Source organism: Niallia circulans, assembly GCF_007273535.1.
In the GTDB taxonomy this organism is placed as follows: Bacteria; Bacillota; Bacilli; order Bacillales; family Cytobacillaceae; genus Niallia; species Niallia circulans_B.
The window spans coordinates 375,347-401,506 of the sequence record NZ_RIBP01000001.1; the positions used below are offsets into that span (position 1 = coordinate 375,347).

Sequence of the window (26,160 nt, forward strand, 5' to 3'; positions counted from 1 at the left end):
ATAGATTACTATCGGTAAGTGATAAGATTTGAGATTCGGAACAATACAACTAAGGCTGTTTATTGAATTTGGAATGGATATTAGTAATTAAAGAGGGGGGATATTAATGAAAATCGTTAAAGAAGCGGGTATTATTAGTTTAGTTATTGTCATTTTTAATCTTGTTATTAGCTTCATTACACGACCAATTTATTTTATCAATCAATTCAAGGCAAAATTTTGGTTTGAATTTACAACATACCTTTTTGCATTAACATCAATTTTCCTTTTAATTTATGTACTTTTAGTTATAAAAAAATCACTTATGATAAAGAAAGGATGAAATATGTTCCTATTTAATAAAAAAAAGTACCTTTAAAAAGGTACGAGAAGTAGGGGATATTAAGTTAATTTACTTGGATTTACAATTTTAATTGAATTAACTTCTCCACAATCAACACAGAATGTATAGACTTTTTCTGAACCGATTGTAAGTTTATTATCAAGTGGTCTTAAGTTTATGTAATCAGTTCCTTGAGCAAATGAAGTACCGCCACATTCTAAGCATGCTTTACCTTTTTCGTTCATACTGTCACTCCCTTTCATATATAAATACGATTAATGTAGGGAAAAGTTTCAAAATATTGGATTTTTTGTTTTAAGCCATTTTTTTGAAGTTACCGTTAATGGATTAGACGATCCTCAACATAAAAAAGGACTAATAAAATGATATAGTCCTTTAAAAAAAGAAGTTAATTGGGCCCAATTTTATCATTGAAGTAACTCCAAGCAGACATTGCCCATGCTGCACAGAGGTCACCAACAAAGGTGAAAATTCCAATAAGTAGCTCCATGATTATTCAACTCCTTATATACATTATAGCGCTTTTTTTGTGCGATATCCATAAATTCCCTAATTTTCAGTGAGAGTATGTTCTTGTTGTGCTGTCACTAACATTAACAAGAAGTTAATATGGAACTTTCATACATCTTAAACCGTATATAAAAGTACAGGCATTAATAAAGCTGAGCTATATAGGATGGAAAGGATTGGTTTTAGATGTTATGGATTATGTCTCAAGATAAACAAAGTTTAATAAATGTGAAAGAAGTTTCTGTCGAAGGGAAAAAAATTGTAGGTAATTCAAATGAATGGAATAAAGTTTTAGGCAAGTATGACTCAAATGAAAGATCACTAGACATACTCAATGAGATTTTTACGAAAATACAGGAAAACAGTGGTGTTTCTGTGACATACTCAATGCCTGTAAAATAGTTAAATGGGGGCATTTATCCAAGATGGATAAATGCTCTTGTTTCTCCTTCTATATAAACTTGAGCTGGAATTTTACATATTTATAATGCTTAATTTACTCGAAATGCATTGTTTTATATTCATACAATAATAAATTCAGGAGGTTTTATGAATTTACGATTAATTGGAAGTTCTTTAATAATTACTATATTGCTTTTAATCACCGCCATTCTCGTACCTGATTATCTAAATATCAATGAGAATCTATCAAAAGTATTGTTCACTATACCAATAATGGCTTGGTTAGCAATTTCAAAAGAGAAATGGTGGTTTAAACTAGCAGCCTTACTTTTAGGGGGAATCTTGGTTGTCTTATTTATTGTATTGTTCCTCCAGTGAGATAGTACTTAAAAATAGTATTGGTTCCCAAAAGGGAAAAGTAATGTTCAATTATTGACTGACCGTTACAAAATATATATACTGTTTTTATAATTACTTTTTATGTAAGGAGACAACATGAGTAAAAGTGGAAGACCTCGTGAATTTAATAAGCCTGAGGTGCTTGATGCAGCAATGAATGTGTTTTGGTTAAAAGGGTATGAAGCATGCTCCACAGAGGATTTATGCAGCAGTACAGGGCTTGGTCGAGGAAGTTTATATAATACGTTTGGAAGTAAGCATGAATTGTATGAGCAAACACTCCAACGTTATCATGAGCACTGGATTGAGGTGCAGACAGCGATTCTGGAACGTCCTGTCCCTGTTAAAGAAAGATTGCGTGGTCTGCTGGAATGGGCCGTTGAGAAGGATTTTGAGGATTCAAGTAAAGGCTGCTTTTTAATTAATGCTACGATGGAGCGTGGTCGCAGCGATTCGATTGTGGAGATTTGGTCGAATCGTCATGTAGAGTGTTTGGAAAGTGTTCTATTTAGTGTCATGGAGGATGGAATACAGGCTGGTGAGATAACATCAAATAGATCAGCACTAGAATTGGCAAGAACATATATATGTAGTTACTATGGTCTTCGAACTCTCAATGTTACAACACGAAATCGTGATATGGCAGAACAAATCGTCGAGGGAACTATGGCAAGCATCTATTAATGAAGTTTGCCGTTTTCTTGCAATGATTTTGTACTGTTCGTTCAAAAAGTAAGTGCAGTTTAAAATATACCAAGGTAGAAGGAGAAATTTAATATGAACCAAACGATCGAAACAATACTAAACCATGTGTCTGTCCGCTCTTTTACAAACCAAGCTTTAACAGAGGAGCAAATAAAACAACTAGTTACCGCTGCACAAGCAGCTTCATCTGCAAGCTTTCAACAAGCATATTCAATAATAGGTGTAACTGATCCTGACCTGAAACGGAAAATCGCAGAGCATGCGGGAAATCAACCATTTATAGCAGAGGGCGGTCACTTTTTCGTATTTTGTGCTGATGTTAATCGTCATAAGCAATTGGCAGAAGACGTAAATATAAACATTTCAGAGACAATCGAGGGAATAGATGCTGCATTGGTAGGGGCAATTGATGCGACCTTGGCAGCCCAAAACCTAGTCATTGCCTCCGAATCCATGGGGTTAGGTGTTTGTTATATTGGTGGAGTTAGAGATGGAATAATAAAAATATCAGAGTTACTTGAAATTCCTGAGTACGTTTTCCCTGTCTTCGGACTTGTCGTAGGTTATCCAAATGAACGAAATGACAGTAAACCAAGAATCCCATTTGAAGGTATTTATCATACAAATCGTTATAACAGCAATACGAAAGAGATATTTGAGCAGTATGATGAAACAACTAAATTATATAATGAAAATCGTTCAGGAAGAAAGTCAAGCCGAACATGGTCGGAAACTGCAATTGGTAGCTTTGCACGTCTGCCAAGATCATTTATGAAGGATTTCTTAAATGGTAAAGGATGGGCTAAGCGTTAAAATTAGTATTAGGTTCGTTTTCAGTAGAGAGGCTGGGACATAGGTATGTGAATTAGCATAAAAACCGAACGAACTATCTATTCGAATATTGATTAGATAGTTCGTTCGTTTTTTGTTTTTTTAGTTTTAATACAATAATTAGAAATCTTAGTGTAGCGTAATGGAATGAACTTATTTTCAAACCACTATTTAGTCACAAGCTTATTTTTAAAAAATTAGATGTAATCTTATTATTGTTTAGAAAGGTTATCTTTTGTTTTGTCCCAGCCTCTTTTTATATTGCCATTAGGGCCTGATGATGAAGTACTTGCTTTCCCTCTGAAAAACATAAGAGACCTAAAATTTGGGCAGAAGTTACTTAATTTACTGCAGAGTGATATACATTTTACATTCAATACTCCTTAGTATGAATTAAATGGCTAACTACCTGCCTACCCTTGACGCTCTCAAGAAAAACCCTATAAAATGGACAAAAGTGACCGTTGCAACGGTCATTTTTCAGTGAAGTGCTTTTTAAATATTGTGTTAATATCAAATCAAGGAGGCAAAGAGATGAGTTCTAAAAGCAATCATGAACAAGAACTGTTATTGTTTCTTTCCAAACATCAAGGATATGTGACATCAAAGGAACTCCTTGAAGTACTTAATGTTTCTCAAAAAACTGTATATCGTTTAATAAATAAAATTAATAATGAGTACGAGGATGGTCCTTTAATCATATCTGAAAGAGGGAGAGGATATAGACTAGACTACGAGAAATTTATTAATTCACAAAAAAGTAATGTTAAAGATAAAGAAATGCAATTTTCTCCAAGTGAGAGACGTAAACGAATTATGGAAGAATTATTGTTGTCTTCGCCCAAGCCTATAAATGTGTATCATTTATTTAGTCACTATTATGTTGGAGATTCTGCAACTTTTAATGACGAGCAAATAATGAGTGAAGAGCTTAAAAAATACAATTTGGTTTTAGAGAGAAAAAATAGAACATTAGCGATCCTTGGAGATGAGGTTAATATTCGGAAAGCTATTAAAGATATTATTGAAATCTTTAATATTATCGATATTGATGATTTAAAAAGGAATCCAAAGCTGAATTTCAATCAGTACGATGTTTTGTTTATCTTGGACCAATTAAGAAGGATTGAAGAAGATTTAAATATAACGATTCCTTACCCATACAATGTAAACATTTTTTCACACTTATATATACTGCTAAGCAGATCAAGAATAGTTCCGACTAGAAGGTTTGCTGAAATTTCTAAAGAAGAAATGGAAAATATGAAGCGAGATATTTTGTATCCGGTTGCTAAAGTGATTGTCTCTAATATTGAGAAATATTTAAACAGTCCTTTGCCAGATATTGAAATTTATTTTCTTTATCAATATTTGGTGTCATCGCGAATGCAGGGGTCTCATGCTATTACTTCCACTTTTTCATCAGAAGTGATTCAAGTAACAAAAGCATATATTGAAGGAATGAGTACTAACTTAGGAATCGACATAGACGGTCAATCTATATATATCGATTTAGCCAACCATATTAAACCGATGCTTAACCGATTAGAGCATAAGATTCGGGTTAAAAACAGTTTGTTAAGTCAGATAAAGGTAACGTATGAAGACGTATTTATGGGCGTAAAGAAGGTTTCGGAATTAGTTAGTGAGAAATTCAACTTACAAGCCATAAACGAAGATGAGATTGGGTTTATCACCCTCTATTTTGCTAAGGCAATTGAAACAGGTCAGCATCAACGTCCTATAAAAACATTGATAATGTGTACAACAGGAATAGGAACTTCAGAGCTTTTAAAAGCAAAAGTTTCAAAGAAATTTCCAGAGTTAGAAATTGTCGATGTAGTAGCATCCCGAAATACTCAAATGCTAAAAGAGAAATATACAGATGCTGAATTGATTCTGAGCACTGTTCATATTAAGGAGGATGTACCTATTCCTTTTCTATTAGTGAGTGCGATGTTTACCATTGATGACCAGAAGAGACTTCAGGGAAAGATAGAGGAAGTTTATCATGGGAATTAATTCTTCACTTTATCAACTGTATTTTAATTGTGAGTTAGCTACAAAAGAAGAAGTACACGCTTTTATTGCGGAAATTGTTGGGCAAAACAATCCTATTTCACCGGAGGAAGTTATCCAGCAATTAATGGATAGAGAAAAAGTCGGCAGTACAATGATCGCAGAGCATGTCTTATTACCCCATATTGAAAGCGAACAACTAGAGAAAAGTCAAATTTTATTTCTTCGGTTAGCAAAACCAATCGAGAATTGGGATTTTCAGACAAAAAATATTTGCCTCATTATTGTGATTTTGTTGAAGAAAAATGAAAGCGTTAATATGAAGAAGAGAATAGCCTCATTTACTAGATCTTTGGCAGATGAAGAGTATCTTGACAGATTGATAAACAGTCAAGAAAAAGCAGCATTTATAAATGAAATTATAAAATATTAGGAGGAATAATCATGAAAATAGTAGGAGTTGCAGCTTGCACAGTTGGAATCGCACACACATATATCGCACAGGAAAAATTAGAGAATGCTGGTAAAAAAGCAGGTCATGAAATTCATATTGAAACACAAGGAACAATTGGAACAGAAAATGAATTGAGCCAACAACAAATCGCAGAAGCAGACATCGTTATTTTGGCGGCAGATGTAAAAATCGCAGGAAGAGAACGCTTCGAAGGGAAAAGAATTATCCAAGTTACAACAGAAATAGCGGTTAAATCACCAAATAAATTAATTGAAAAAGCAGCTGAGGTAGTCAACCAACCAAAATAAGAATAAAAGGAGAGCTAATCATGGAAGTAAAAAATATTGTAGATTTAAACACAATTAAAACGAATATGACTGCTAAAAGCAAGGAAGAAGCTATTCAGGAATTAGCTCAGGTCTTGCTTGAAAACGAATACATTAAGGATATTGAAGAATTTACAAAGGATATTTATGCTAGGGAAGCGATAGGACAAACTGGAATCGGAAATTATATTGCTATTCCTCATGGAAAAAGTGATTCTGTCGAAAAAATAGGCGTAGCGATTGGGATTACGCAAGAAGAAATCGCTTGGGAAACTCTCGATGGGAAGGGAGTTAAGGGAATCATTCTATTTGCGGTTAGTAACGATGATGGAGCACAAAGTCATTTGAAGCTATTATCATTATTTGCGAGAAAGCTAGGAAATGATGAAGTTATTGAGAAGATGCTGCAATCTAAAAATGCTGAGGATGTTAAAGAAGCTTTATGCAGCTAAGAAAACATATAGTAGTAGATTTATTGAACGAGGTCTTTTATAGGAGGGGTAAATTGTGAGCGCATTAAAAAAATTAAATCTTAAAGGCCATTTATTAACAGCTATTTCATACTTGATTCCAATTGTGTGTGGAGCAGGTTTCTTGATCGCTATTGGGATGGCTTTTGGAGGAACAAGTCAAGGTTCTTTAGTACAAGGGGAGTTTTCCTTATGGGATGCTCTAGCAACAATGGGTGGAGCAGGTTTAGGCTTACTACCTGTCGTTATCGCAACAGGAATCTCTTATTCTATTGCTGGTAAACCCGGTATTGCTCCAGGTTTCATTATTGGATTAAGTGCTAATGCAATTGGCGCTGGCTTTATTGGTGGTATTTTAGGAGGATTCTTATCTGGTTATCTTGCTGTAGCTATTATTAAACATTTTAAAGTTCCTAGCTGGGCTAAAGGCTTAATGCCAACATTAATTGTGCCATTTTTCACCTCCATTATTGGTGGACTAATCATGGTTTACATTATTGGAATTCCTGTAGCGGCTCTTACGGCCTTATTAACAGATGGATTAAACAGTTTAGGTACCTCTTCGTTACTTGTATTTGGTGGAATTGTTGGTCTGTTAAGTGGAGTTGACTTTGGTGGACCGATCAACAAAACAGTATTTGCCTTCGTATTGACGATGCAAGCAGAAGGAATTAATGGACCTATCACAGCACTACAATTAGTTAATACTGCAACTCCAATCGGTTTTGGATTAGCTTACTTTATTGCTAAAATCTTTAGAAAAAACATCTATACACGATCAGAAGTAGAAACGTTGAAATCAGCAGTGCCAATGGGTGTTGTTAACATTGTAGAAGGTGTTATTCCGATTGTTATGAATGATATTGTTCGTACTGTAACTGCTGTAGCGATTGGTGGAGCAGCTGGTGGTGCAGTAACGATGGTGTTAGGAGCAGATGCAACTGTACCATTTGGGGGAGTATTTATGCTACCAACAATGTCAAATCCATGGGCTGGGGTTGCAGCTATCTTAGTTAACGTTGTTGTAACAGGATTGGCATTAGCTTTAATTAAGAAAAATGTAAAAGAAGATGAGGAAATAGAAGTAGAAGAAGAAGATATCGATTTAGATGACATTCAAATTCTATAAAAAAATGTAAGCGTGTTAACTTTAGGAATAATAAAATTATAAATATTTTTTTATTCCTAAAGAAACTAGAGATTTATGGAGGATTAATAGAATATGAAAAAAGTAGAATTTTCACCGTCATTAATGACAATGGATTTAGATAAGTTTAAAGAGCAAATCACTTTTTTAAACGATCATGTAGGTTCTTATCATATTGATATCATGGATGGGCATTATGTCCCTAATATCACATTATCCCCATGGTTTATGCAGGAAGTGCGAAAAATAAGTGACTTACCGATGTCTGCCCATCTTATGGTAACTAATCCAAGCTTCTGGGTCCAACAATTAGTGGATCTAAAGTGTGAATGGATTTGTATGCATGCAGAAGTACTGGATGGCCTTGCTTTCCGCTTAATTGATCAAATCCATGATGCTGGACTTAAAGCAGGGATAGTATTAAATCCTGAAACTCCTATTGAAACAATTTTCCCTTATATTGATTTAGTGGATAAAATCACGATTATGACAGTTGATCCAGGCTTCGCAGGACAACGCTTTATTGAAAGCACCCTTGATAAAATTGTCGCATTAAGAGAATTACGTGACGAAAAAGGCTATCAATATGTTATTGAAATGGATGGCTCATCAAGTAGAAAAACCTTTAAAAGAATCGATGCAGCAGATCCTGATATTTATATCATCGGTCGTAGCGGTCTATTTGGTTTAGATGAAGATATTCAAAAATCATGGGAAATAATGTGTAAAGATTATGAGGATATGACAGGGAAAGTAGTAGAATAAAGGTTTAAAGAGGCTGGGTCAAGCTACCCACCTCTTTTTTTTGTTGATGCATAAAAGTAACTTTTCAATTATATAATAGTTTGTTTTGAAGACTAGTTTTAAAAGTGATTAGCTTGCTTAAATTATGTTTTGTATTCACTTTAATAGTTACTAGCGATAAGATAATTCTTCTATAACCTAGAATAGGAGAAATACGCTTATGTCATTAAAAGAACAACTCAATTTTTAAGATGCAAAAAAAAATCGGAAAAAGGTTTCAAGAGAATGTAAAAAGGGTAATAAGAAATAATGCACTTATATATTGAGTAAGGCATATGGATAAATCCTTATCCAGATTTTTTTATGTTTTAAAAGGTTAACTTACTGATTTTACCCGAATTGTTAGTTTAATAGCTGTATGTTGACAACAAACCATTATCACTTGATAATAAAGTTGTTTGAATTTCACCTTATCACTTGATAAGGTGAGATATTTTACAGTTGCTTATCAATCGATAAGTGAAATGTTCGTCTTCCTTATCACTTGATAAGGGGAGTTGTAGTTATTTGGTTTATCAACTGATAAGGGAAGGTTAGATTAGGATTTAAAAATATTACCAGAAGTAAAATAGGGGGCAATTTACCACAATGACTAAAAAAGTAGCTATTATTGGTGCAGGTGTTGCAGGATTGGCAAGTGCTATCCGTTTGCAGCATGCTGGATACGAGGTTGAAATATATGAGAAAGAAGCTATTGCAGGAGGGAAAATGCATCGCATTGAAAAGGATGGCTTTCAATTTGACCTTGGACCATCCATTGTAATGATGCCAGAGTTATATCGGGAAATCTTTGAACTGGCCGGACGCAATCCAGATGATTATATCCCGATGGAAAGATTGGATCCGATGTATTCCGTTTTCTTTGGAAGTGGAAAGCAAGGCTATCACGAGGTCTCCTCTGATTTGGTGGAATTAATGAAAACATTTGAACATGCTAGTGAAAAGGATGCAGAAGGGTTCTTAAAATACTTGCAGTTGATTTATGAACGTTTTATGGTGGCGAAAAATCATTTTCTGCAGCGTCCCTTCCGAAATAAAAGGGATTTCTACAATCCTGCAACATTGTATCAAGCATTGAAGTTAAAGACCTTTGACAGTGCTGACAATTTTATAAGTAAATATGTTAAAAATGAGCAGTTGAAGCAAATGATTAGTTTTCAAACGTTATATATCGGTGTGTCTCCATATAACGGTCCGTCTTTGTACTCGATGATTCCGATGATTGAGTTTTTCTATGGCATCTGGTTTATAAAAGGCGGTATGTATACGATGGCCAAGTCAATGGAGCGATTATTTCTTGAGCTTGGCGGCAAGGTTTTCTATCAATCCTCTGTAGAAGAAATTATGATAGAAAATCAAGTAGCAACAGGAATTAAGGTGAATGGTAAAGTGGTTTCTGCCGACAAGGTTATTTGTAATGCTGATTTTCCTTATGCCATGAAAAATCTTGTAAAAGAAGACAAAGCAAAAGGAAAATATACAGATAAAAAGATTGATAGTATGGATTATTCCTGCTCATGCTTCATCATGTATTTAGGCATGAATAAAAAATATGAAGAATTAAAAACCGCTCATAGCTTTTTCTTTGGAGAGGAACTAAAAAAGAACCTTGACGATATATTTGCAGGGGAAAAACTAGTGAATCCATCCTTTTATGTATACACTGCTTCCAAGCTAGATCCAACATTGGCTCCAGAAGGGAAGGATGGACTATATATACTTGTCCCTGTCTCTGATCTATCTACAGCTAAGTACGAATGGACAGATGAAACAATTTCCTATTATCGGTCTCAAGTCCTTCAAACGCTCAGTCAAGTCGAGGGGCTAGCAGAAATCGAAGAGGATATTATCTCTGAAACGTATATGACGCCAGTGGATTTCGCTGAGAAGTTCAACGCATATAATGGCGCTTGCTTTGGATTACGTCCTACGTTAACACAAAGTAACCATTTAAGACCGCAAAGCAAAGCGAAAAATTGTGAAAACCTCTATTTCACAGGAAGCAGCACACACCCAGGGGCAGGTGTCCCAATTGTATTGCTATCAGCGAAAATTGCAAGTGATGAATTAATATTAGATGATTCTGTTTCTATGAAAGCAACGACAGAAAAGACAGTCCATTCTGCAGGAGGGGTTGCAAATGAGGGAAGCTAAAATCATTGATTCGCTTCAAAATGACTATCAATACTGTGAAAATGTGATTAAAAACAATTCAGCAAGCTTCTACCACGCTTTTAAAAAGCTGCCAAAAGACAAAGCGAATGCTGTATATGCCATTTATGCATTTTGCCGCTATGCAGATGACAGTGTTGATGAAACTGGAAATAAATCTGTACAAGAAAAAAATTGGCAGAACTTGTACCATCAGCTAAAGCTTTTTGAAAAGGGCGAGGAAATTTCATCCCCGCTTTGGAGAGCGTTGCGAGATGTTTTTACCCGTTATGAGATGGATATTAAACCTTTCTACGAGCAATTAGAAGGACAAAAGATGGACATAAACTTTCAACAGCCTAATACATTAGCAGAGTTAGAGCAGTATTGTTATTATGTAGCCGGAACGGTTGGCTTGATGCTTCTTCCTATTTTAGCAACGGAAAATCATCAGCACTTGCATATGTATGCAGTTCAATTAGGGGTCGCTATGCAATTGACTAATATTCTCAGAGATGTTGGTGAGGATTATCGAAATAATCGAATCTATTTACCAGTTGATTTGCTTGAAAAGGAAGATTACAAACAACGGGACTTAGAAGCTAGCAATATAAACGCATCCTTTATAAAAGTTTGGGAGGAAATTGCAACCCGATCAGAACAGCTTTATGCATTATTTCAGGTTGGAATGGATTATTTTGATAAAGACAGTCAATTACATGTTCTTTTATCAGCACTTATTTATAAAGAAATATTAAAAGTTGTCCGAGAAAATGGATATGACTGCTTGCATACACGAAACTATGTATCTGAAGAGAATATGGTTCGATTAAAGCAAGCAGTAGAAGAATTAACAGTGGGTTTATAACTCATATTTAGAGGACTTGGGAGCTGTAACAGTTATGGACACAATTAGACAAAATCGTAAAGCAGAGCACATTAACCTTGCATTAACATCACCATTTTCACTTAGTTCCGATTTTGATGAGCTGTCATTCATTCACCGTTCCTTGCCGGAAATGAAGATGGAAGACATTCAGCTCCAGACCAACATCGGGCCTTTAACGCTCGATTACCCAATTTTTATCAATGCAATGACAGGTGGCAGTGAGAAATCAGCAGTAATTAATGCATCTCTTGCGGAAGCTGCCAGGGAAACTGGAATTGCAATGGCAGTCGGTTCTCAGCATGCTGCCATTCGAAATGAAGACCTTGCACATACATTTAAAGTTGTAAGAGAAAAAAACCCGCACGGTCTTGTATTTGCAAATATTGGGGCAGATGCGCCACTCGATTATGCATTAACAGCTATTGATATGCTGGAGGCTGATGCCCTGCAAGTTCATTTGAATGTGCCACAAGAGCTGGTTATGCCAGAAGGAGAACGCAATTTCACTAATATTCTTGCTAGGTTAGAAAAATTATCGGTAAAGCTGCAGGTGCCTGTTATCGTCAAGGAAACCGGGTTCGGCATGAGTTCAGAAACGCTCAGGCAGCTACATAGTGCTGGTATTCAATATGTTGATTTAGGAGGAAAAGGCGGCACCAATTTCATTCATATAGAAAATGAGCGCAGAAGTAAACGCGATTTTGCGTATTTAAAAGATTGGGGTCAATCGACTGTCATTTCGTTGTTAGAAGCACAGTCCGTATTAGGTGAGCTGACAATCATCGCCTCAGGCGGAATACGTAACCCGCTTGATGCAGTAAAATCATTCTCCTTAGGAGCGTCTGCTGCAGGAATTGCCGGACCATTTTTGAAAATTCTCCATGACGAAGGCATTAATGGATTAATAACGGAGCTGGAGGTGTGGAAGGAACATTTAAAAATGCTGCTTCTCCTCCAAGGGGCTCAATCTATTCCAAATCTTCAGCACTGTCCGATGATAGCTGGCGGGAAGGTAAGAGAATGGTGCGAAGCGAGAGGACTTGACTGGCAAAGTCTTGCGCAAAGGAAGCCGTAATGAGAAGGAGAGCATTATGAGTTTTGAAAATGGCCTATTTCGTTTTTTTATCATTTGGTATATTTGCGGTGTGATTCTTCTTACCTTTGATCTGCTGCCTGCTTGGCTTGAATGGGCGAACGCTGTGTTTTTGATTTTAAGCGGCCTTTTGGCAATTGTTTATTTCACTAAAGTATTTGGGAAAAAAGCAGCATATGTAATCAGCCTAGTTATTTTCTTATTCTCCTATCTTGCAGAATACATCGGATCGACTCATGGAATTTTATTTGGAGATTATTATTATACGAATCGGTTTGCTCCTAATTTATTTGAAGTACCAATAGCCATTGGATTTGCCTGGCTAATGGTAATGGGGACATCACATGCTTTAGCAAATGCAATTTCAGCAAAAAAATGGATGCAGCCGATTATTGGTGCCTGTATTGCCGTGGTTATTGACTTAATTATCGATCCGGTTGCATTTAAACTTAAGCAATATTGGATTTGGCAAGAGGACGGCGTCTACTATAACATTCCATTCAGCAATTTTTTAGGGTGGTTTATTGTTGCACTTATCCTTCATGTATTTATTTTATCTTTCTCACAAGAAAAAAATTCTCTTTGGGAGAAGCGGATGTTTTACCTATTTGCCCTAACGATTACGATGTTTGTATTGCTTGCGGCAACAGGTGAGCTTTGGCTAGCATGTATCTTGACAGCTTGCTTGGCCGGAATGACACTATATACGGCTATAGGAAGGAAACCATCATGATTTATGCTAAAAAAGACGTTGTTTTCAACAAATTTTTCTCTATTTTCAACAAGAGACTGCTTGCCTACTCTTTTGACAAAATCTATTGGCAAGCATCCAGCAAACTGCCTTCAGGTCCTTACATTTTTGTCTGCAACCACTCGTCTTGGTGGGATGGACTTATCTACTTTCAGTTGACGAAGACGGTTATACAGCAGGATTTGTATATCATGATGCATGAACAGGGCTTAAAGCAGTTTCCATACTTTAAGAAGCTTGGAGCCTTCTCCATCGACCGCTCCAGCCCAAAAGAAACGATAAAAACAATGAGGTATGCTGAGATGTTGCTGAATAAGGGGAAAAGTGTATGGGTTTTTCCTCAAGGGGATGAGTATCACTTGGAAAAACGCCCGCTGCAATTTCAGCCAGGAGCCTTGTACCTGCAGGAAAAGGTTCCCGAAATTCCCGTCATACCAGTATGCTTCTACTATTCGTTTGCACACAAACGAAAGCCGGAGGTATGGATAAAGGCAGGCAATCCATTGTTTAGCACAGATCTGCCAGGAGTTTTGCGGCAGGAAAAAACCTTATCACTTGAAAAGAAATGTACAGACGCATTGGATGAGTTGAAAGGCGAAGTAATCAGCGAAAAAACGAAGCACTTCGTAAACTTGCTGTAAGGGGCGATGTCTAAATGATACTATTTTTAATCATCAGTCTCTTCCTATTTTTCCTTTGGACATTGTGGAATATGAGCGGATTGCCAAGTCTTCCAGCTTCTAATTTAAATAAAAACCTTCAGCCCCTTGTGTCCGTTTTGGTGCCTTTACGAAACGAAGCACAGAACGTGGCTGGACTAATTAACAGCTTAAAATCCTTATCATACCCAAATGTGGAATTCCTTCTCCTTGATGATGGGTCATCAGATCAGACGTTGTGTTTGCTGCAGGAAAACACGTCAGGAGATAGCCGCTTTAAGATATTAAGAGGAAGAGAGCTTCCAGCAGGCTGGGCTGGCAAGGTGCATGCCTGTCATCAGCTGCAGGAAAAAGCGAAGGGTGAGTATTTCCTTTTTATTGATGCAGACGTTCGTCTGAAATCTGGAGTGATAGGAAAGGCACTTACATTGTTAAAAAAAGAAAATGTTAAGCTGATAACTGGCTTTCCTTCCTTTGAGGTTCCGGGTATTATGAGCAAGCTTTTAATTCCGATGATGCATTTCGTTGTACTATTCCATCTCCCGCTCCATCTTGCAAATAGAAGCAAGATGAGTGCGGCAACGGCTGCTAATGGGGTTTTTATGTTTTTTGAAAGAAATGCCTATCAGGAAATAGGCGGTCATCGTACCGTCCGGACTTCGATAGTGGAGGATGTTCATCTGGCAAGACAAATGAAGCTATCTGGATATAAAGTCTGCTTGGCTAATATAAGTACGGACGTTTCATGCCGGATGTATGAACGAAATAGCGAAGTATGGGAAGGATTTATAAAGAATATTTTTACAGGGCTTGGACGTTCTGTCCCGCTGGTTTTGCTCTTGAGCGTTTTCTATGGCTTTTTTTATGTACTCCCTGGAATTCTAATGGTGTATGGATTATGGATGTTCCAACCGCTATTCGTCCTTCCCTATATTCTGGTTGTCCTGCAGCGCATGGCAGTTGACTGGAAAGCAAGTCAGCGTTTGTCTCTATCCTTCTTCATGCCGATATCGGCAGCCATACTAATTATTATCATGAACGCTTCTATGTGGAGATGGATCAGGAAAAAGCCGTATAGCTGGAAAGGAAGACAGTATTCATGAAGAAAAAGGTGTTAATCATTGGCGGCGGACTGGCAGGATTGTCAGCAGCGATAACGCTTGCCAACAAAGGATTTCAAGTAGAACTATTTGAAAAGAACAAGCATTTTGGAGGTAAATTAATGCCTGTCGCATTAGGGGATTATACGTTTGATTTCGGACCGAATACGATCACCATGCCAGAGGTATTCCGGAAAGTGATTGAACAGACTGGTGAAAAGGCTGAAGACTATTTCCATATGGTCAAACTGGAACATCATACAAGAAATGTGTTTTCAGATGGAACCTCCTTTGACCTTTCGAGCAACAGGGAATATATGCTGCAACAGTTAATGCAGCTGGACGCTGGCCATAAATATGATGATTTCTTAAAAGAGATTACCAGATTATATAAATTATCAGCGAAACATTTCCTGCCAAAGACATTCCATTCATGGCAGGACTACTTATCGCCATCACTTGGGGCAGCACTTATGCAGGTGAGACCGCTGCAAAGCCTGGACAGCTTTTTTCGGCAGTATTTTTCCCATCCTCATGTGCTGCAGGCTTTTAATCGCTATTCGACTTACATTGGCTCGTCTCCCTATAAGACTCCTGCCACATTTGCCATGATTGCCTATTTAGAAATGATTGGCGGTGTTTATTATGTTGAAGGCGGCAATGTTAAAATTGCAGAGGCTTATGCAAAAGTCGCACAAAAGCTTGGTGCCAGGCTTTACGCTGATGCAACAGTTAAAAGAATAATCGTAAAAAACAAAAAAGCCATAGGCATCGAGCTTGAAGATGGGGAGAAAATACAGGGGGATTACTTTATTATGAATGCAGATTTGCTTAAAGCCTATCCCGAGCTGGTGAACGAAAGCGACCGTCCCTCCTTTCCAGATTCAAAGGCAGCAGGAAAGACACCCTCCACTTCGGCTTTTGTCGTGCTTGCAGGTGTTAATAAACGATTTTCAGAGCTGAGGCATCATAACGTCTATTTTTCCAATAATTACAAGCAGGAATTTATTGATTTATTCCAACATAAGCAATACAGCAGTGAACCAACCATTTACATCAGCAACTCTTCCTATACAGAGCCTGGCCGTTCACCTGGGGGCAGCAATCTTTTTATACTAGCAAATGCTCCAGCTCTTCCTGCTGATGGGAAACTGCAGGTAAATCCAGAAATGTATAAAGAGCTTATTTATCAAAAGCTTGCAACCTTTGGACTATCGTTGAAGGAAAATATCGTTGAGGAAAAAGTCTATACACCTGCTGATATTGCTTCTCAATTCGGCGCATTCCGAGGAGCTCTCTATGGTCTATCCTCCAATCGGAAAAAAGATGCCTTTTTGCGTCCTAAAAATTCGAGCAAGGATATTGCTAATCTCTTTTTCGCAGGTGGAAGCACACATCCTGGCGGCGGGTCGCCAATTGTAACATGGAGCGGCATGAATACGGCCAATTTAATTATAAAGGCAGATAAATAGCGAAAAGGGCTAGAGAAGCAAGATTTTCTTGTTTCTTTAGCCTTTTTTGTTTATGAAGTAGTACATTGAACTGCTTTGGCTGTCTTATGTTTAATATTTAGATTATTTAGACAAAATGGCGACTTTGCTTTAAGTTGAAACCTTATTTTTCCTCTCAGTCAGAATACTCCAAATAAATATGATATAATTTGAAAATTTTTAATTGTCAAGTACCTAAAAAAACAATTTTAGGTTGTATAAATGTATTAACAGTATTTATAATTATATAGGTTATTAACGACACGAAGATTGGAGCAGAAGAGTTATGTCTTGGGACTTTTGGAATTATCTCGGCACTATCGCATTTGCGATAAGTGGGGCGCTGATTGCTTCGGAAGAAGATTATGACCTGATCGGATACTATGCATTAGGTTTTATAACAGCTTTCGGAGGCGGAGCTATACGAAATTTATTAATAGGGGTGCCGGTTTCGGCATTATGGGAACAAAACACATTATTTTTACTAACATTCCTATTGATTACGGTCCTGTATTTTATACCTATTCATAAAATTGTTAGTTGGAAGCATTGGTATTATTCATTTGGTCTAACAGATGCGGTTGGATTAGTGGCTTTTGCCATTCAAGGTGCTCTTTACGCGAAGAATTTAGGATTGCCGGCAAGTGCTAGTATTGCTGCAGCTTTATTAACAGGTGTTGGTGGCGGTATAATTCGAGATGCCCTAGCGAAAAGACAGCCATTTGTTTTTAAATATGAATTATATGCTTTTTGGACCATTATAACAGGTGCCTTAATTGGTCTTAACTTTATTAATGGCATAATCGATACTTACGTATTATTTATAATAATAGTTGTCTTAAGGATGTTATCCCTTCGGTTTAAATGGCATATTCCAAGGCCGAAAAGACAAGCATCTAATACTGAAAAAGCAATATAAAATCCTAGTCGTCAGTAGAAAGACCTCTAGAATAAATAGCATTGCAAAATATATCCCTTATCCATATAAAGTTAAAGGAAAAATAATATAACCCCTTATCGTGGAGACAGCTGCTAGTGAGCGGCTGTTTTTATATTTAAAAGTAGGTAAAAAGGCTAAGTGTTCCTGCTATACTTAACGTAAAAGGAAATTGCCCCATAAACTTAAAATCTATATATTACCAATTTTTAATGTATAATATAAAATATGAAAATAGATTGAAATCAACTGTTGAGGAGTCTTTATGGATTTATTTACTGGAAAAGTCATATTAATATCGTTGTTTTTATTGCTAATAACTATGATAGAAACATTAGCTTATTCGACCAGAATTTCAGGAGCTAGGGTGAAGCTGATTGCCACAGCACTATCATTGTTTAGTACATTGCTGATTATTTCTAGGTTTTCTACTATGTTTCAACAGCCTTTAACAGCAAAACTTATTGCTGAAGCACCAAGTATAAATCCCATGCACTTTATTGAAGAACAATACAGGGTGTTAATAGCAGTCACATCCTTTGGTGTATTACTTGGTATATTTCTATTTCCAACTTTCATTAATATTTTTTCAAGAGGCATCGTACAGCTTTCTAAACAAAGTGGTTCAGTTGTTGGGTTGTTTTTAAGTAATTTTAATAAAACTGGTATCAAAAAGGTGATATTATGTTTTCGGTTGCCAAGAGTGCAGTATTTAAAGGGGATAACGCTTAAGACCATTCCTAAACGGCTTTTTATCATAAACGTAATTATTTCGGCCGTATTTACTATTGGCGTTTTATCTTCCATATACGCTTCTATGTTAGTACCTAAGGAATATGCCCCAGCTGCGTTAATGTCATCTGGTATTATAAACGGTATAGCCACCATATTACTTACGTTATTTATCGACCCGAAAGCTTCCGTGTTAGCAGATAAAGTAATGAAGAAACAAATTGATTACATTTATCTTAAAAGCTACTCTTTAACCATGATATCTTCTAAATTTCTTGGTACAATAGTTGCTCAATTAATATTTATTCCAGCTGCATATTATGTAGCTTGGTTTGTTAAGTTGATCTAAAGAAGGCTGCTAATGGCAGCTTTTTTTTTATGGGCACGCTACTCCTAATAAGTATTTTATTTAAAAATTTATATTTGCGCCTTGAAATGAATGGAATAGATATGTTTCTTAGTGGGAAAATAGAAGAAATATTTTTAGAGAAGAGGACGAAATTTAATGAAGTTTAGTCCCCCAGAAAACATAAAAAATTTAATTGACGAACAATATGTATTACTAGATGACGCCCATTCACGATTACAAGACATTTGGGTGGAAAATATTTTATTTTCCTTTGGATGGTGGACCTCGTTATTTATGACGATCATCCCCTGGATGATATGGCTTATTTTTAGAAGCAAGGAGAGCAGCGCAAGGCTTTTAGTAGCCGGACTCTGGGCGATGTTTATATCCACTTGGTTAGACTATGTGGGGGTAACGCTTGGTTTATGGAGATATTATAATAAATTAGTTCCTTTAATGCCTGATTATATACCATGGGATTTTGCCTTAATGCCAGTTACAATTATGTTTTTTCTACAAATCAAAGCCAAGGCAAATGTACTAGTTAAAGCAGCCCTTTATGCTAGTATGACAGCTTTTTTAGCAGAACCTTTGTTTTTAAAATTAGGGTATACAAAATACCCAGGATGGAATCCGATCTTTTCCTTCCCTGTATTTATAATAATATATATAGTAGCTCATTTTTTGGCTAATAGTAAGGCGACCCAGCCACTGAGATGAACTAAAAAAACTAGTCAGATGAATTTCTTCTTAATGTAATAGAGGAAAAAACCTTTCAAGATAATACAATCATGTATATGTCGTATCAACCTTGTTAATTATAATGCCCCTCCGTTTTTTCCTGGATTTAGTAGCAAAAATGAAAAGAATATAAATAATAAGTTTGAGTTATCAGGATGTCGTTGAGAAGATATTAACAGTAAAAGCTATATAGTTAAGATGTAACATCCATATCGGAAGAAAAAAGAAGGGAATTATAACCTAAAATAGAATAAAAATAAGGATGTGGATAATTTAGGAAGTTAATACGGAAAACAGGAGGCAATCATGAATTTAAAAAAAATACAACAATATGTACCCGTGGATATTAGAAATTGGGAAAAAACTGACTTTGCACAATTATTGTATGAAATCTGTGATTCAGTTAAGCAATACACAAATGATGTCGTTGAAGTTCATCAAGTAGTTAAACTAGGTAAGGTTGGTAAGGATTGGAAATTCTTGATAATTATCAATATTACACAGGACCTTGATAACTTGGGAACTGCAGTGGAAGCGTTATAGACTAAGCCTTATATGAGATATATATGCTTATTTTCCCTATCATTCTATCAACAAAGGAGAATTGATGAAAAACAGACGATATCCATTTAAAAACAGTATCTAAATTTTGCATAAGCTATTTTTTTAAAAACATAAAGCAACCACGTTATTACCTTCGTGTACGATTGCATTTCATAAAAATACCTGCTTTTGAAATATTGCCAATTAGGAGGCAATATTTCTTTTGTTCCGCCCTAATCTTTTTCCTATAGAGGATAATTGTCCCTAAAAGCTCACAAAATAAAAGGAGTTCTACCATACATTAGGAGATAAAGATATGAAATGGGTAAACTGCTTATTTATGTGTTTGTTAATACTTCTGTTAACAGGATGCTGGGATAGGAACGAATTAGCAAAAACTTCAATTGTAACAGGGATGGCAGTAGATAAAGGAAAGTCATCTAAATATAAGCTAACAATTGAAACTACAGAAGCACGAGAAATGACTGCCAAAACAGCAACAGGTTTTGCCCCATCAAATGTTGCTTCTTTAGAAGGTAATACGATTGGGGAGCTTATTTATAAATTTAATATTGTTAATGCTACTCGTCCGATCTATTCACATACAAGAGTGTTGGTCCTAAGCGAGGATATAGTAAAGGATGGGTTATTAGAGTTCATGGATTTCTTTGACCGGAACAGAGAGATAAGAGATGATTTTGCTATTATCATTGCAAGGGATGGAAAAGCTGAAGATATTTTGAAGGTAACTAATATGTACAAAAAAAGTGCTTCCCTTAAAATATTTACTCAATTAGTAACTATGCAAAAGGACTGGGGAGGAGCACCAGATGTTAAGTTAAATGATTATACTCGAATCTTTAATTCGGAAGGACAAGCTCCGGTATTACCAGCAGTACAGTTAGTTGGAAATAATCCGAAAAAAGGCGGAAATGTTGAGAATCTAAAAAGTGAAGTGCCTGATAGTGTAGTGAAGATTAGTTCTATGGGTGTATTAAAAAATGGAAAGCTAGCAGGCTATGCCTCCTTAAATGAGGTTCGTGATATGCTCTTTGTTCAAGGGATTATTAAAAGTGCGGCAATTGCTGCCAAATGTGAAGATGGTAAAAAGATTGAATATCGTGTCACTCATTCTAAAACAAAAGTGAGAGCAAAAGAGGTAAAAGGCATTCCGAATTTTTACATTAAGATTAAGACAGAAGGTTACTTAGAAGGTACACAATGCTTAAAAAAGTTAGGAGATGTAAAAGCGTTTGAAGGATTTGAAAAATCCATTAACAACATAATGGAGGAAGAGATAAAAGATTTTGTTATTAAGACAAAAGAGGAGTACAACGCGGATATATTTGGATTAGGTGAACGACTAAGAGAACAGGATTATAAGAATTTCAAGAAATATAAAGATACCTGGGATGATGGATATGCTAAAGCAAAAATTCACATCACTTTCAATTCAGAAATTAAAAGAAGCGGGTTAAGGAAGGACCGATTTATGATGGATTAACAGTGTACACCGACAAGAGGATTATTTACCATAAAGTTACCACCCTAGTACACTTATGTGAGATAAATAATGAAGATGGAATGGTGGCTGTTATCACAAATTAGACAGCTGGTTTGAGATGAATTTTTATTGCCAATTTGTAAATGGTTCCTGCTTGAAGTCAATGAAGCAAAAGTAATGTCTATTTATCCAGACTCGTAATAAAACCATCAAAAATGATGGTTTTATTTAACCCTATATATAAGAGATTCAAGTTTTACTAAGAATATGGAACTTGTTTGAGGATTAATAATTTCTAATAAGCCATTTTCATGATTAAAGAAGCAAAAGTGTATTTTACTGTTGTATATAACTTTTTGACCGAAGAAAACGTCATTATTCTGATATTGATACATAGCTGTTGACTTGTTTTTAATGGATCTTCAGTCCTCCTTTCCTTTATAGAGGGAAGGTGACTAAGAAAAGTCTAAAAGGACCCAATATTTATGTCTATTATGGTTACCTTAACATCGTGAGGGGCTGTAAGTAAAATATTTTTTACTTATCAACCGATAAGTATTGAGGCATTCCAAAGAGCTGTAGGTATGAAACAGTTCTTTTTTTATTGTGCAAATAATTAGTTACACAACAAAAACAAATAAATGGAATCCTTTTACAAAGTATGCAGTCTAACAATATAGAGGAAATTGGAAATAGAGAATTTTTAACAAAGCTTATTGTAAATCATTGATTGAAAGGAGGGTCATTACATGGGGAAAAAGAAATATGTAATCATAGTTATCGTATTACTTATTGTTATCATTTCAACACTGTATGCCTATACTGCTAGTACTTCTATTTCTGGAAAGTCGGAAAATGGTATGTGGAAATACACATATAAAAAAAATCTTGATGCAAGTGAGCCAAGAGGATGGCAGGGGAGAATTAAGCAGTTAGATAAACAAGAAGTAGTAGTTGAGATGTTGGAATTCAAGGATACTGGCAAGGTGATTGCAGATACAGATGTATTTAATGAGGGAAGGGATATAGACGGTTCTGTTACAACATTACATCCTTTCTCAACTGAATTTTATTTGGGAAATGAACCAAGAAAGGGACATATGTACCAAGTTGTTGTTACATGGATGAAAGATGGTGTAGCCCATATGGATACGATTGACTTAAACTAACTAATGCATTGTTATGGAGATAGTTAGAAAAAGCTGGAGGGAGTAGTATCATTAAATTATATATACCGCTAGTAATTATTTTAATGATTGTTGGTGGGTGCTCACAGAAAGAAAAATCAACTAAAAAAAGTAAGTTTGAGGAAATAGTTCATACTGAAGGCTACTTTGCCTTTCCAGTTGTTAAATGGAATAACCTGATTTACAGAATAACAAACACGAAGGTCGACAGAGCTAAAGAAAAAATCGGAGAAATTCAAAAATTCTTCAGCGGAAGAGACGGTAAACACTCCTGATAACTATTCGAATTCTAAAATATTTCAGTTTACAGAAGAAGGAATAAGTGAGTCAACATTAGAAGACACTCAACATTATTCCATCGTGAAGCAGTTCTTTGAAAATAAAGATCGTCTACTGCACCATCTCTTTAATTAATAATGGCATAAGTTATGTTGGGATATAAATGCGTATAATTAGGATTAGGGAATGTGCGAGGTTAAGGTAATCGCTTAAATAGAGTGCCTTATAGTTAAATTCGGTAAGAAGTGTTAAGCAAGCAATGTTTAATGCTTCTTTTTTTCTTCAAAAAATAAGATGCTTTCTACAGCATGCTTATAAAGATTTTCGTGCAGCCTTTCAGAACAATTATAATACTTAAGTACAGGAAGGACTTGCACAGGACTACATCGAATAGAGGAAAAATAGAATCAGTTTATTTAAAAATAACACACAGGAGTTATGGAAAATGAAAATTAAAAGAATAGATCACATTGGTGTTACCGTAAATAATCTTACCGCAGCAAAAGCGTTTTTTCTTGATTTTGGACTTGAGGTGAAAGGGGAGTTGGAGATGGAAGGAGATTTGATGGGATATGCGGCTGGCCTTGAAGATGTGAAAGTAGCATGTGTTGGAATGGGACCGGCAGACAGCGAGACGTGGCTAGAACTAATCAAATTTTATTCGCCGTCAGCTGAAAGTGATATTCAGCAACCATTAGCTAATACACTTGGTATCCGCCATATTGCTTTTGCTGTTGAAGATATTGAAGCTCTTATTTCTAAATTGAAAACGAAGGGCACTTATATCTTTAGTGAGATACAGCAATATGAAGAAAGTTATAAGCTATGCTACGTTCGTGGCCCAGAGGGAATTATTTTGGAGTTGGCTGAGGAGATTTTCTAGAAAACTTAAATTAAGAAAAAAGTGGAGCATCAATATTGTGAAGCTCCACTTTTTTACAATTCGCCAATTATAATTATATTTAATGAAGGAAAACCCTTAAATATTCGCTCGCTTTTGGTGCATAAATTCCTAATTATATTTCTACACCTGTAGGAAATCTAAGCAATAGTAGGAGCTATATACTAAAATAAATAATTATGACCTTAATTCTAAGTGAAATTATAGGTTTAATTCTTGACTATAAAACTTCTAACTTCCATTTTAGTCAAACATTCAATTGCAAGGATGCATATCATTTTTCATATTCATGAGTATTCACTTTAATACCTATTTTGGTTATATATTCTTCTTCATGTTTTGAGACTAAAGAATGGAGTAGGTACTCTTCATAGGCATCCCCGTCTAGTGTTAATTTCCGTGATACTATCTCTTTTAACAAATAAGAATAAGCGTTTTTTATATTATCATACGATCCTTGATAATAATAGATAGCATACAAACCAGCGGGTTTTTTTATAGTTCCTGGCCCTTCCATCCGGCAAAATAAACAATCAGCTTGAAGATAGTTTTCATTTATGAGGTTTTTCTTATTTAGGACGGAACCAAATGCTGCTGCTCCATTTACACCTACTTCTTTCAAGAATTCATCATAGATATGTGATAAAGCTTCCACAGATGCCTCCCAATCAATATTCTTCGATGAGCTGTATAAGACAGATTCTTCAGGTAGTTCTTTTAGTACTAACTCCCCTATAACCACGTTCTGCAATTCATCTGTTACTTCCATTAATCGTGACAGAAATAATTGATTTTCTTTTAGTTTATTTATCTCTATTTCAATATTTTCCACTTGTCTTGAAGCAAGTTCATTTAATCTAGCAGAGGAAGGTGAGTCAAAATAAGATTTTAGTTCTTTTATTGGAACGTTAACGGAACGAAGTGATTGAATCGCGCTAAAGGTGTCTAATTGCGGTAAAGTATAGTACCGATAGCCGTTTGAGTGTATACCTGCAGGATTAAATAAGTTAATTTTATTGTAGTACAGTAAAGTGTCTTTTTTAACTCCAAATAAATCTGCAAATTCTCCTGTGGAAAATGTCGTTATATAATTATTTATCACATTATTCACTCCTTCCTTTACTATGGAGTTACTCCACACTTTATAATAACATTCAGTCAAGTGAATTTCATTTTTAAACAAAAAGGATTGGTGTTGAATTTAATGAAGGAACTACTAAAGAATAGGGTATTTTTAATCGTACAGGGGGCAGACCTATTACAACAAATTGGGATTTGGACTCGTAATATGGCTTTGCTTTTTTATATTATGGAGAAAACGAATAATAATCCAACAGCAGTCTCATTGCTAACAACATTAGAATATTTACCAATCTTTATATTTTCTTTAATTGGCGGAACATATGCTGATAGGTGGAATCCAAAAAAGACTGTAGTTTATGGAGATGCATTAAGTGCTCTTTCCATGCTATTCATATTAATTCTCATTACTAATGGAGTGTGGCAATCTGTATTTGCAGCAACTGTGCTATCGGCAATTATTAGTCAGTTTTCACAGCCATCTTCAGCTGTCCTTTACAAAAAGCATATTCCTGTGAATTTAGTGGGAAGTGCTATTGGGATTAGCCAAAGTTTAATAGCAATATTTACTATCTTAGGTCCAATTTTGGGAACGTTTATATATACTCAATTAGGGTTAGAAACATCTATTTGGGTATTGTTTGCAATATTCACCTTAGCATCTGGACTGCAATTATTTTTACCAAAAACAGTGAAAGACAAATCAAAAACAGAAACAAAATCGGCATTAATAGATGTAAAAGAGGGTTTTGTATACGTATTTAAGCATAACAATTTAAAATTTATTGCGTGCTTATTTTTTATTGTTGGCATTTCTTTTGGAATTACCCAACCATTAGACGTATTCGTAATCATGGAAAGGTTAGGATTACCAAAAGAAGGTGTTCAGTGGTTTGCAGCTGCAGAAGGAATTGGTATGTTGCTCGGGGGCGGACTTGCGGTGACATTATCGTCATTTGTTGAAAAAAATAGCAAATATGTCTTAACAACGACAATAATAGCACTTTCTATTATTACCATTATTGAAATATTGTCATTCTGGCCACTATTAACGGCAGCTGCTCGGATATTATCAGGACTCTCCGTTGCTTTTGTTCAAGTAATATTTAGTACAATGATGATGAAGGAGGTTGCTTCTGATTATATTGGAAGAACTAACGGTATTATTATGCCACTAATGATGGCTGGTTTGCTTATAGGCAGTGCCAGTTCTGGATTTATCGTCCTTAAAGTGGACTTAATTGGTGCTTATATTTTATCAGCTATTTTGACACTTTCGTGTATTGTTTTGACAAGTCGGCTTCAATTAAAAAAGGCTGCTCTAATAACTAACTAATAAATGAGTCAGTCCACCTTAAATATGT

General features: G+C 35.6%; 29 protein-coding genes and 1 pseudogene. 28 read left to right on the top strand and 2 right to left on the bottom strand.

What is annotated here, in order from left to right; all coding sequences use genetic code 11:
* Window positions 1–106: 106 nt before the first annotated feature.
* Window positions 107–322, top strand: a complete 216-nt coding sequence (locus CEQ21_RS02815) for a hypothetical protein (protein WP_185763142.1) — start codon at window positions 107–109, stop codon at window positions 320–322.
* A gap of 59 nt (window positions 323–381) precedes the next feature.
* Here the strand turns inward: CEQ21_RS02815 and CEQ21_RS02820 are convergent, their stop codons facing one another.
* Window positions 382–567, bottom strand: a complete 186-nt coding sequence (locus CEQ21_RS02820; RefSeq protein ID WP_185763143.1) for a hypothetical protein — start codon at window positions 565–567, stop codon at window positions 382–384.
* 472 nt (window positions 568–1,039) lie between these two features.
* On the opposite strand from CEQ21_RS02820, the gene CEQ21_RS02825 reads away from it, so the two are divergent.
* The 26 genes and pseudogenes from CEQ21_RS02825 to CEQ21_RS02945 all read left to right on the top strand — a co-directional run bounded on the left by CEQ21_RS02825 (window position 1,040) and on the right by CEQ21_RS02945 (window position 23,698).
* Complete coding sequence (locus tag CEQ21_RS02825) at window positions 1,040–1,255, top strand: hypothetical protein (protein WP_185763144.1); 216 nt, start codon at window positions 1,040–1,042, stop codon at window positions 1,253–1,255.
* A 147-nt stretch (window positions 1,256–1,402) separates the two neighbouring features.
* Complete coding sequence (locus tag CEQ21_RS02830) at window positions 1,403–1,633, top strand: hypothetical protein (protein ID WP_185763145.1); 231 nt, start codon at window positions 1,403–1,405, stop codon at window positions 1,631–1,633.
* Between the two features lie 117 nt (window positions 1,634–1,750).
* Window positions 1,751–2,338 (top strand): TetR/AcrR family transcriptional regulator, encoded by a 588-nt coding sequence (locus CEQ21_RS02835; RefSeq protein ID WP_185763146.1) that lies wholly within the window; start codon window positions 1,751–1,753, stop codon window positions 2,336–2,338.
* A 93-nt stretch (window positions 2,339–2,431) separates the two neighbouring features.
* Window positions 2,432–3,172, top strand: a complete 741-nt coding sequence (gene nfsA, locus CEQ21_RS02840; protein WP_185763147.1) for an oxygen-insensitive NADPH nitroreductase — start codon at window positions 2,432–2,434, stop codon at window positions 3,170–3,172.
* A gap of 552 nt (window positions 3,173–3,724) precedes the next feature.
* The gene (locus CEQ21_RS02845) at window positions 3,725–5,212 is read left to right on the top strand and encodes a BglG family transcription antiterminator (RefSeq protein ID WP_185763148.1); all 1,488 of its coding nucleotides are present in this window, start codon (window positions 3,725–3,727) and stop codon (window positions 5,210–5,212) included.
* Window positions 5,202–5,642, top strand: a complete 441-nt coding sequence (locus tag CEQ21_RS02850; RefSeq protein WP_185763149.1) for a PTS sugar transporter subunit IIA — start codon at window positions 5,202–5,204, stop codon at window positions 5,640–5,642. The genes CEQ21_RS02845 and CEQ21_RS02850 overlap by 11 nt, the downstream gene beginning before the upstream one ends.
* Window positions 5,643–5,653: 11 nt before the next feature.
* On the top strand, window positions 5,654–5,971 hold the full coding sequence (locus CEQ21_RS02855; RefSeq protein WP_185763150.1) for a PTS fructose transporter subunit IIB: 318 nt from the start codon (window positions 5,654–5,656) through the stop codon (window positions 5,969–5,971).
* Between the two features lie 20 nt (window positions 5,972–5,991).
* Window positions 5,992–6,441, top strand: coding sequence for a PTS sugar transporter subunit IIA (locus CEQ21_RS02860; RefSeq protein WP_185763151.1), 450 nt, complete (start codon window positions 5,992–5,994; stop codon window positions 6,439–6,441).
* A 55-nt stretch (window positions 6,442–6,496) separates the two neighbouring features.
* Window positions 6,497–7,588 carry a PTS fructose transporter subunit IIC gene (locus CEQ21_RS02865; RefSeq protein ID WP_185763152.1) on the top strand — a complete coding sequence of 364 codons (1,092 nt, stop codon included), beginning with the start codon at window positions 6,497–6,499 and terminating at the stop codon, window positions 7,586–7,588.
* Between the two features lie 93 nt (window positions 7,589–7,681).
* Window positions 7,682–8,371, top strand: coding sequence for a D-allulose 6-phosphate 3-epimerase (alsE, locus tag CEQ21_RS02870; RefSeq protein WP_127739278.1), 690 nt, complete (start codon window positions 7,682–7,684; stop codon window positions 8,369–8,371).
* A gap of 627 nt (window positions 8,372–8,998) precedes the next feature.
* Window positions 8,999–10,564 carry a phytoene desaturase family protein gene (locus CEQ21_RS02875; protein WP_185763153.1) on the top strand — a complete coding sequence of 522 codons (1,566 nt, stop codon included), beginning with the start codon at window positions 8,999–9,001 and terminating at the stop codon, window positions 10,562–10,564.
* Entirely contained in the window at window positions 10,551–11,429 is an 879-nt protein-coding gene (locus CEQ21_RS02880) for a phytoene/squalene synthase family protein (protein WP_185763154.1), read from the top strand. Before CEQ21_RS02875 ends, CEQ21_RS02880 begins: the two co-directional genes overlap by 14 nt.
* Window positions 11,430–11,463: 34 nt before the next feature.
* Window positions 11,464–12,525, top strand: a complete 1,062-nt coding sequence (gene fni / locus CEQ21_RS02885; protein WP_185763155.1) for a type 2 isopentenyl-diphosphate Delta-isomerase — start codon at window positions 11,464–11,466, stop codon at window positions 12,523–12,525.
* Between the two features lie 16 nt (window positions 12,526–12,541).
* Entirely contained in the window at window positions 12,542–13,276 is a 735-nt protein-coding gene (locus CEQ21_RS02890; RefSeq protein WP_185763156.1) for a carotenoid biosynthesis protein, read from the top strand.
* Window positions 13,273–13,935 (top strand): lysophospholipid acyltransferase family protein, encoded by a 663-nt coding sequence (locus tag CEQ21_RS02895; RefSeq protein WP_185763157.1) that lies wholly within the window; start codon window positions 13,273–13,275, stop codon window positions 13,933–13,935. The genes CEQ21_RS02890 and CEQ21_RS02895 overlap by 4 nt, the downstream gene beginning before the upstream one ends.
* A gap of 14 nt (window positions 13,936–13,949) precedes the next feature.
* Window positions 13,950–15,056: a glycosyltransferase family 2 protein gene (locus tag CEQ21_RS02900; protein WP_185763158.1), complete on the top strand. Its 1,107-nt coding sequence runs from the start codon at window positions 13,950–13,952 to the stop codon at window positions 15,054–15,056.
* Window positions 15,053–16,525 carry a phytoene desaturase family protein gene (locus CEQ21_RS02905; protein ID WP_185763159.1) on the top strand — a complete coding sequence of 491 codons (1,473 nt, stop codon included), beginning with the start codon at window positions 15,053–15,055 and terminating at the stop codon, window positions 16,523–16,525. Before CEQ21_RS02900 ends, CEQ21_RS02905 begins: the two co-directional genes overlap by 4 nt.
* Window positions 16,526–16,829: 304 nt before the next feature.
* Complete coding sequence (locus CEQ21_RS02910) at window positions 16,830–17,462, top strand: trimeric intracellular cation channel family protein (RefSeq protein ID WP_144456944.1); 633 nt, start codon at window positions 16,830–16,832, stop codon at window positions 17,460–17,462.
* Window positions 17,463–17,745: 283 nt separating this feature from the next.
* Window positions 17,746–18,561 carry a lipid II flippase Amj family protein gene (locus CEQ21_RS02915; protein WP_185763160.1) on the top strand — a complete coding sequence of 272 codons (816 nt, stop codon included), beginning with the start codon at window positions 17,746–17,748 and terminating at the stop codon, window positions 18,559–18,561.
* Window positions 18,562–18,717: 156 nt separating this feature from the next.
* Window positions 18,718–19,281, top strand: coding sequence for a CBO0543 family protein (locus CEQ21_RS02920; protein ID WP_185763161.1), 564 nt, complete (start codon window positions 18,718–18,720; stop codon window positions 19,279–19,281).
* A gap of 327 nt (window positions 19,282–19,608) precedes the next feature.
* Window positions 19,609–19,845, top strand: coding sequence for a hypothetical protein (locus tag CEQ21_RS02925; RefSeq protein ID WP_185763162.1), 237 nt, complete (start codon window positions 19,609–19,611; stop codon window positions 19,843–19,845).
* 316 nt (window positions 19,846–20,161) lie between these two features.
* Window positions 20,162–21,349, top strand: coding sequence for a Ger(x)C family spore germination protein (locus CEQ21_RS02930; RefSeq protein WP_185763163.1), 1,188 nt, complete (start codon window positions 20,162–20,164; stop codon window positions 21,347–21,349).
* Window positions 21,350–22,098: 749 nt separating this feature from the next.
* Window positions 22,099–22,518, top strand: coding sequence for a hypothetical protein (locus CEQ21_RS02935; RefSeq protein ID WP_185763164.1), 420 nt, complete (start codon window positions 22,099–22,101; stop codon window positions 22,516–22,518).
* An 83-nt stretch (window positions 22,519–22,601) separates the two neighbouring features.
* The gene (locus tag CEQ21_RS02940; RefSeq protein ID WP_185763165.1) at window positions 22,602–22,811 is read left to right on the top strand and encodes a hypothetical protein; all 210 of its coding nucleotides are present in this window, start codon (window positions 22,602–22,604) and stop codon (window positions 22,809–22,811) included.
* 4 nt (window positions 22,812–22,815) lie between these two features.
* Window positions 22,816–22,950, top strand: a pseudogene (locus CEQ21_RS27445) (AAA family ATPase); the annotation flags it as partial.
* A gap of 310 nt (window positions 22,951–23,260) precedes the next feature.
* Window positions 23,261–23,698 carry a VOC family protein gene (locus CEQ21_RS02945; RefSeq protein WP_185763166.1) on the top strand — a complete coding sequence of 146 codons (438 nt, stop codon included), beginning with the start codon at window positions 23,261–23,263 and terminating at the stop codon, window positions 23,696–23,698.
* 292 nt (window positions 23,699–23,990) lie between these two features.
* Here CEQ21_RS02945 and CEQ21_RS02950 read toward each other — a convergent pair whose 3' ends face one another.
* Window positions 23,991–24,818 carry a MerR family transcriptional regulator gene (locus CEQ21_RS02950; protein WP_185763167.1) on the bottom strand — a complete coding sequence of 276 codons (828 nt, stop codon included), beginning with the start codon at window positions 24,816–24,818 and terminating at the stop codon, window positions 23,991–23,993.
* A 102-nt stretch (window positions 24,819–24,920) separates the two neighbouring features.
* On the opposite strand from CEQ21_RS02950, the gene CEQ21_RS02955 reads away from it, so the two are divergent.
* Window positions 24,921–26,132 carry an MFS transporter gene (locus CEQ21_RS02955; protein ID WP_185763168.1) on the top strand — a complete coding sequence of 404 codons (1,212 nt, stop codon included), beginning with the start codon at window positions 24,921–24,923 and terminating at the stop codon, window positions 26,130–26,132.
* The last annotated feature ends 28 nt before the right edge of the window (window positions 26,133–26,160 follow it).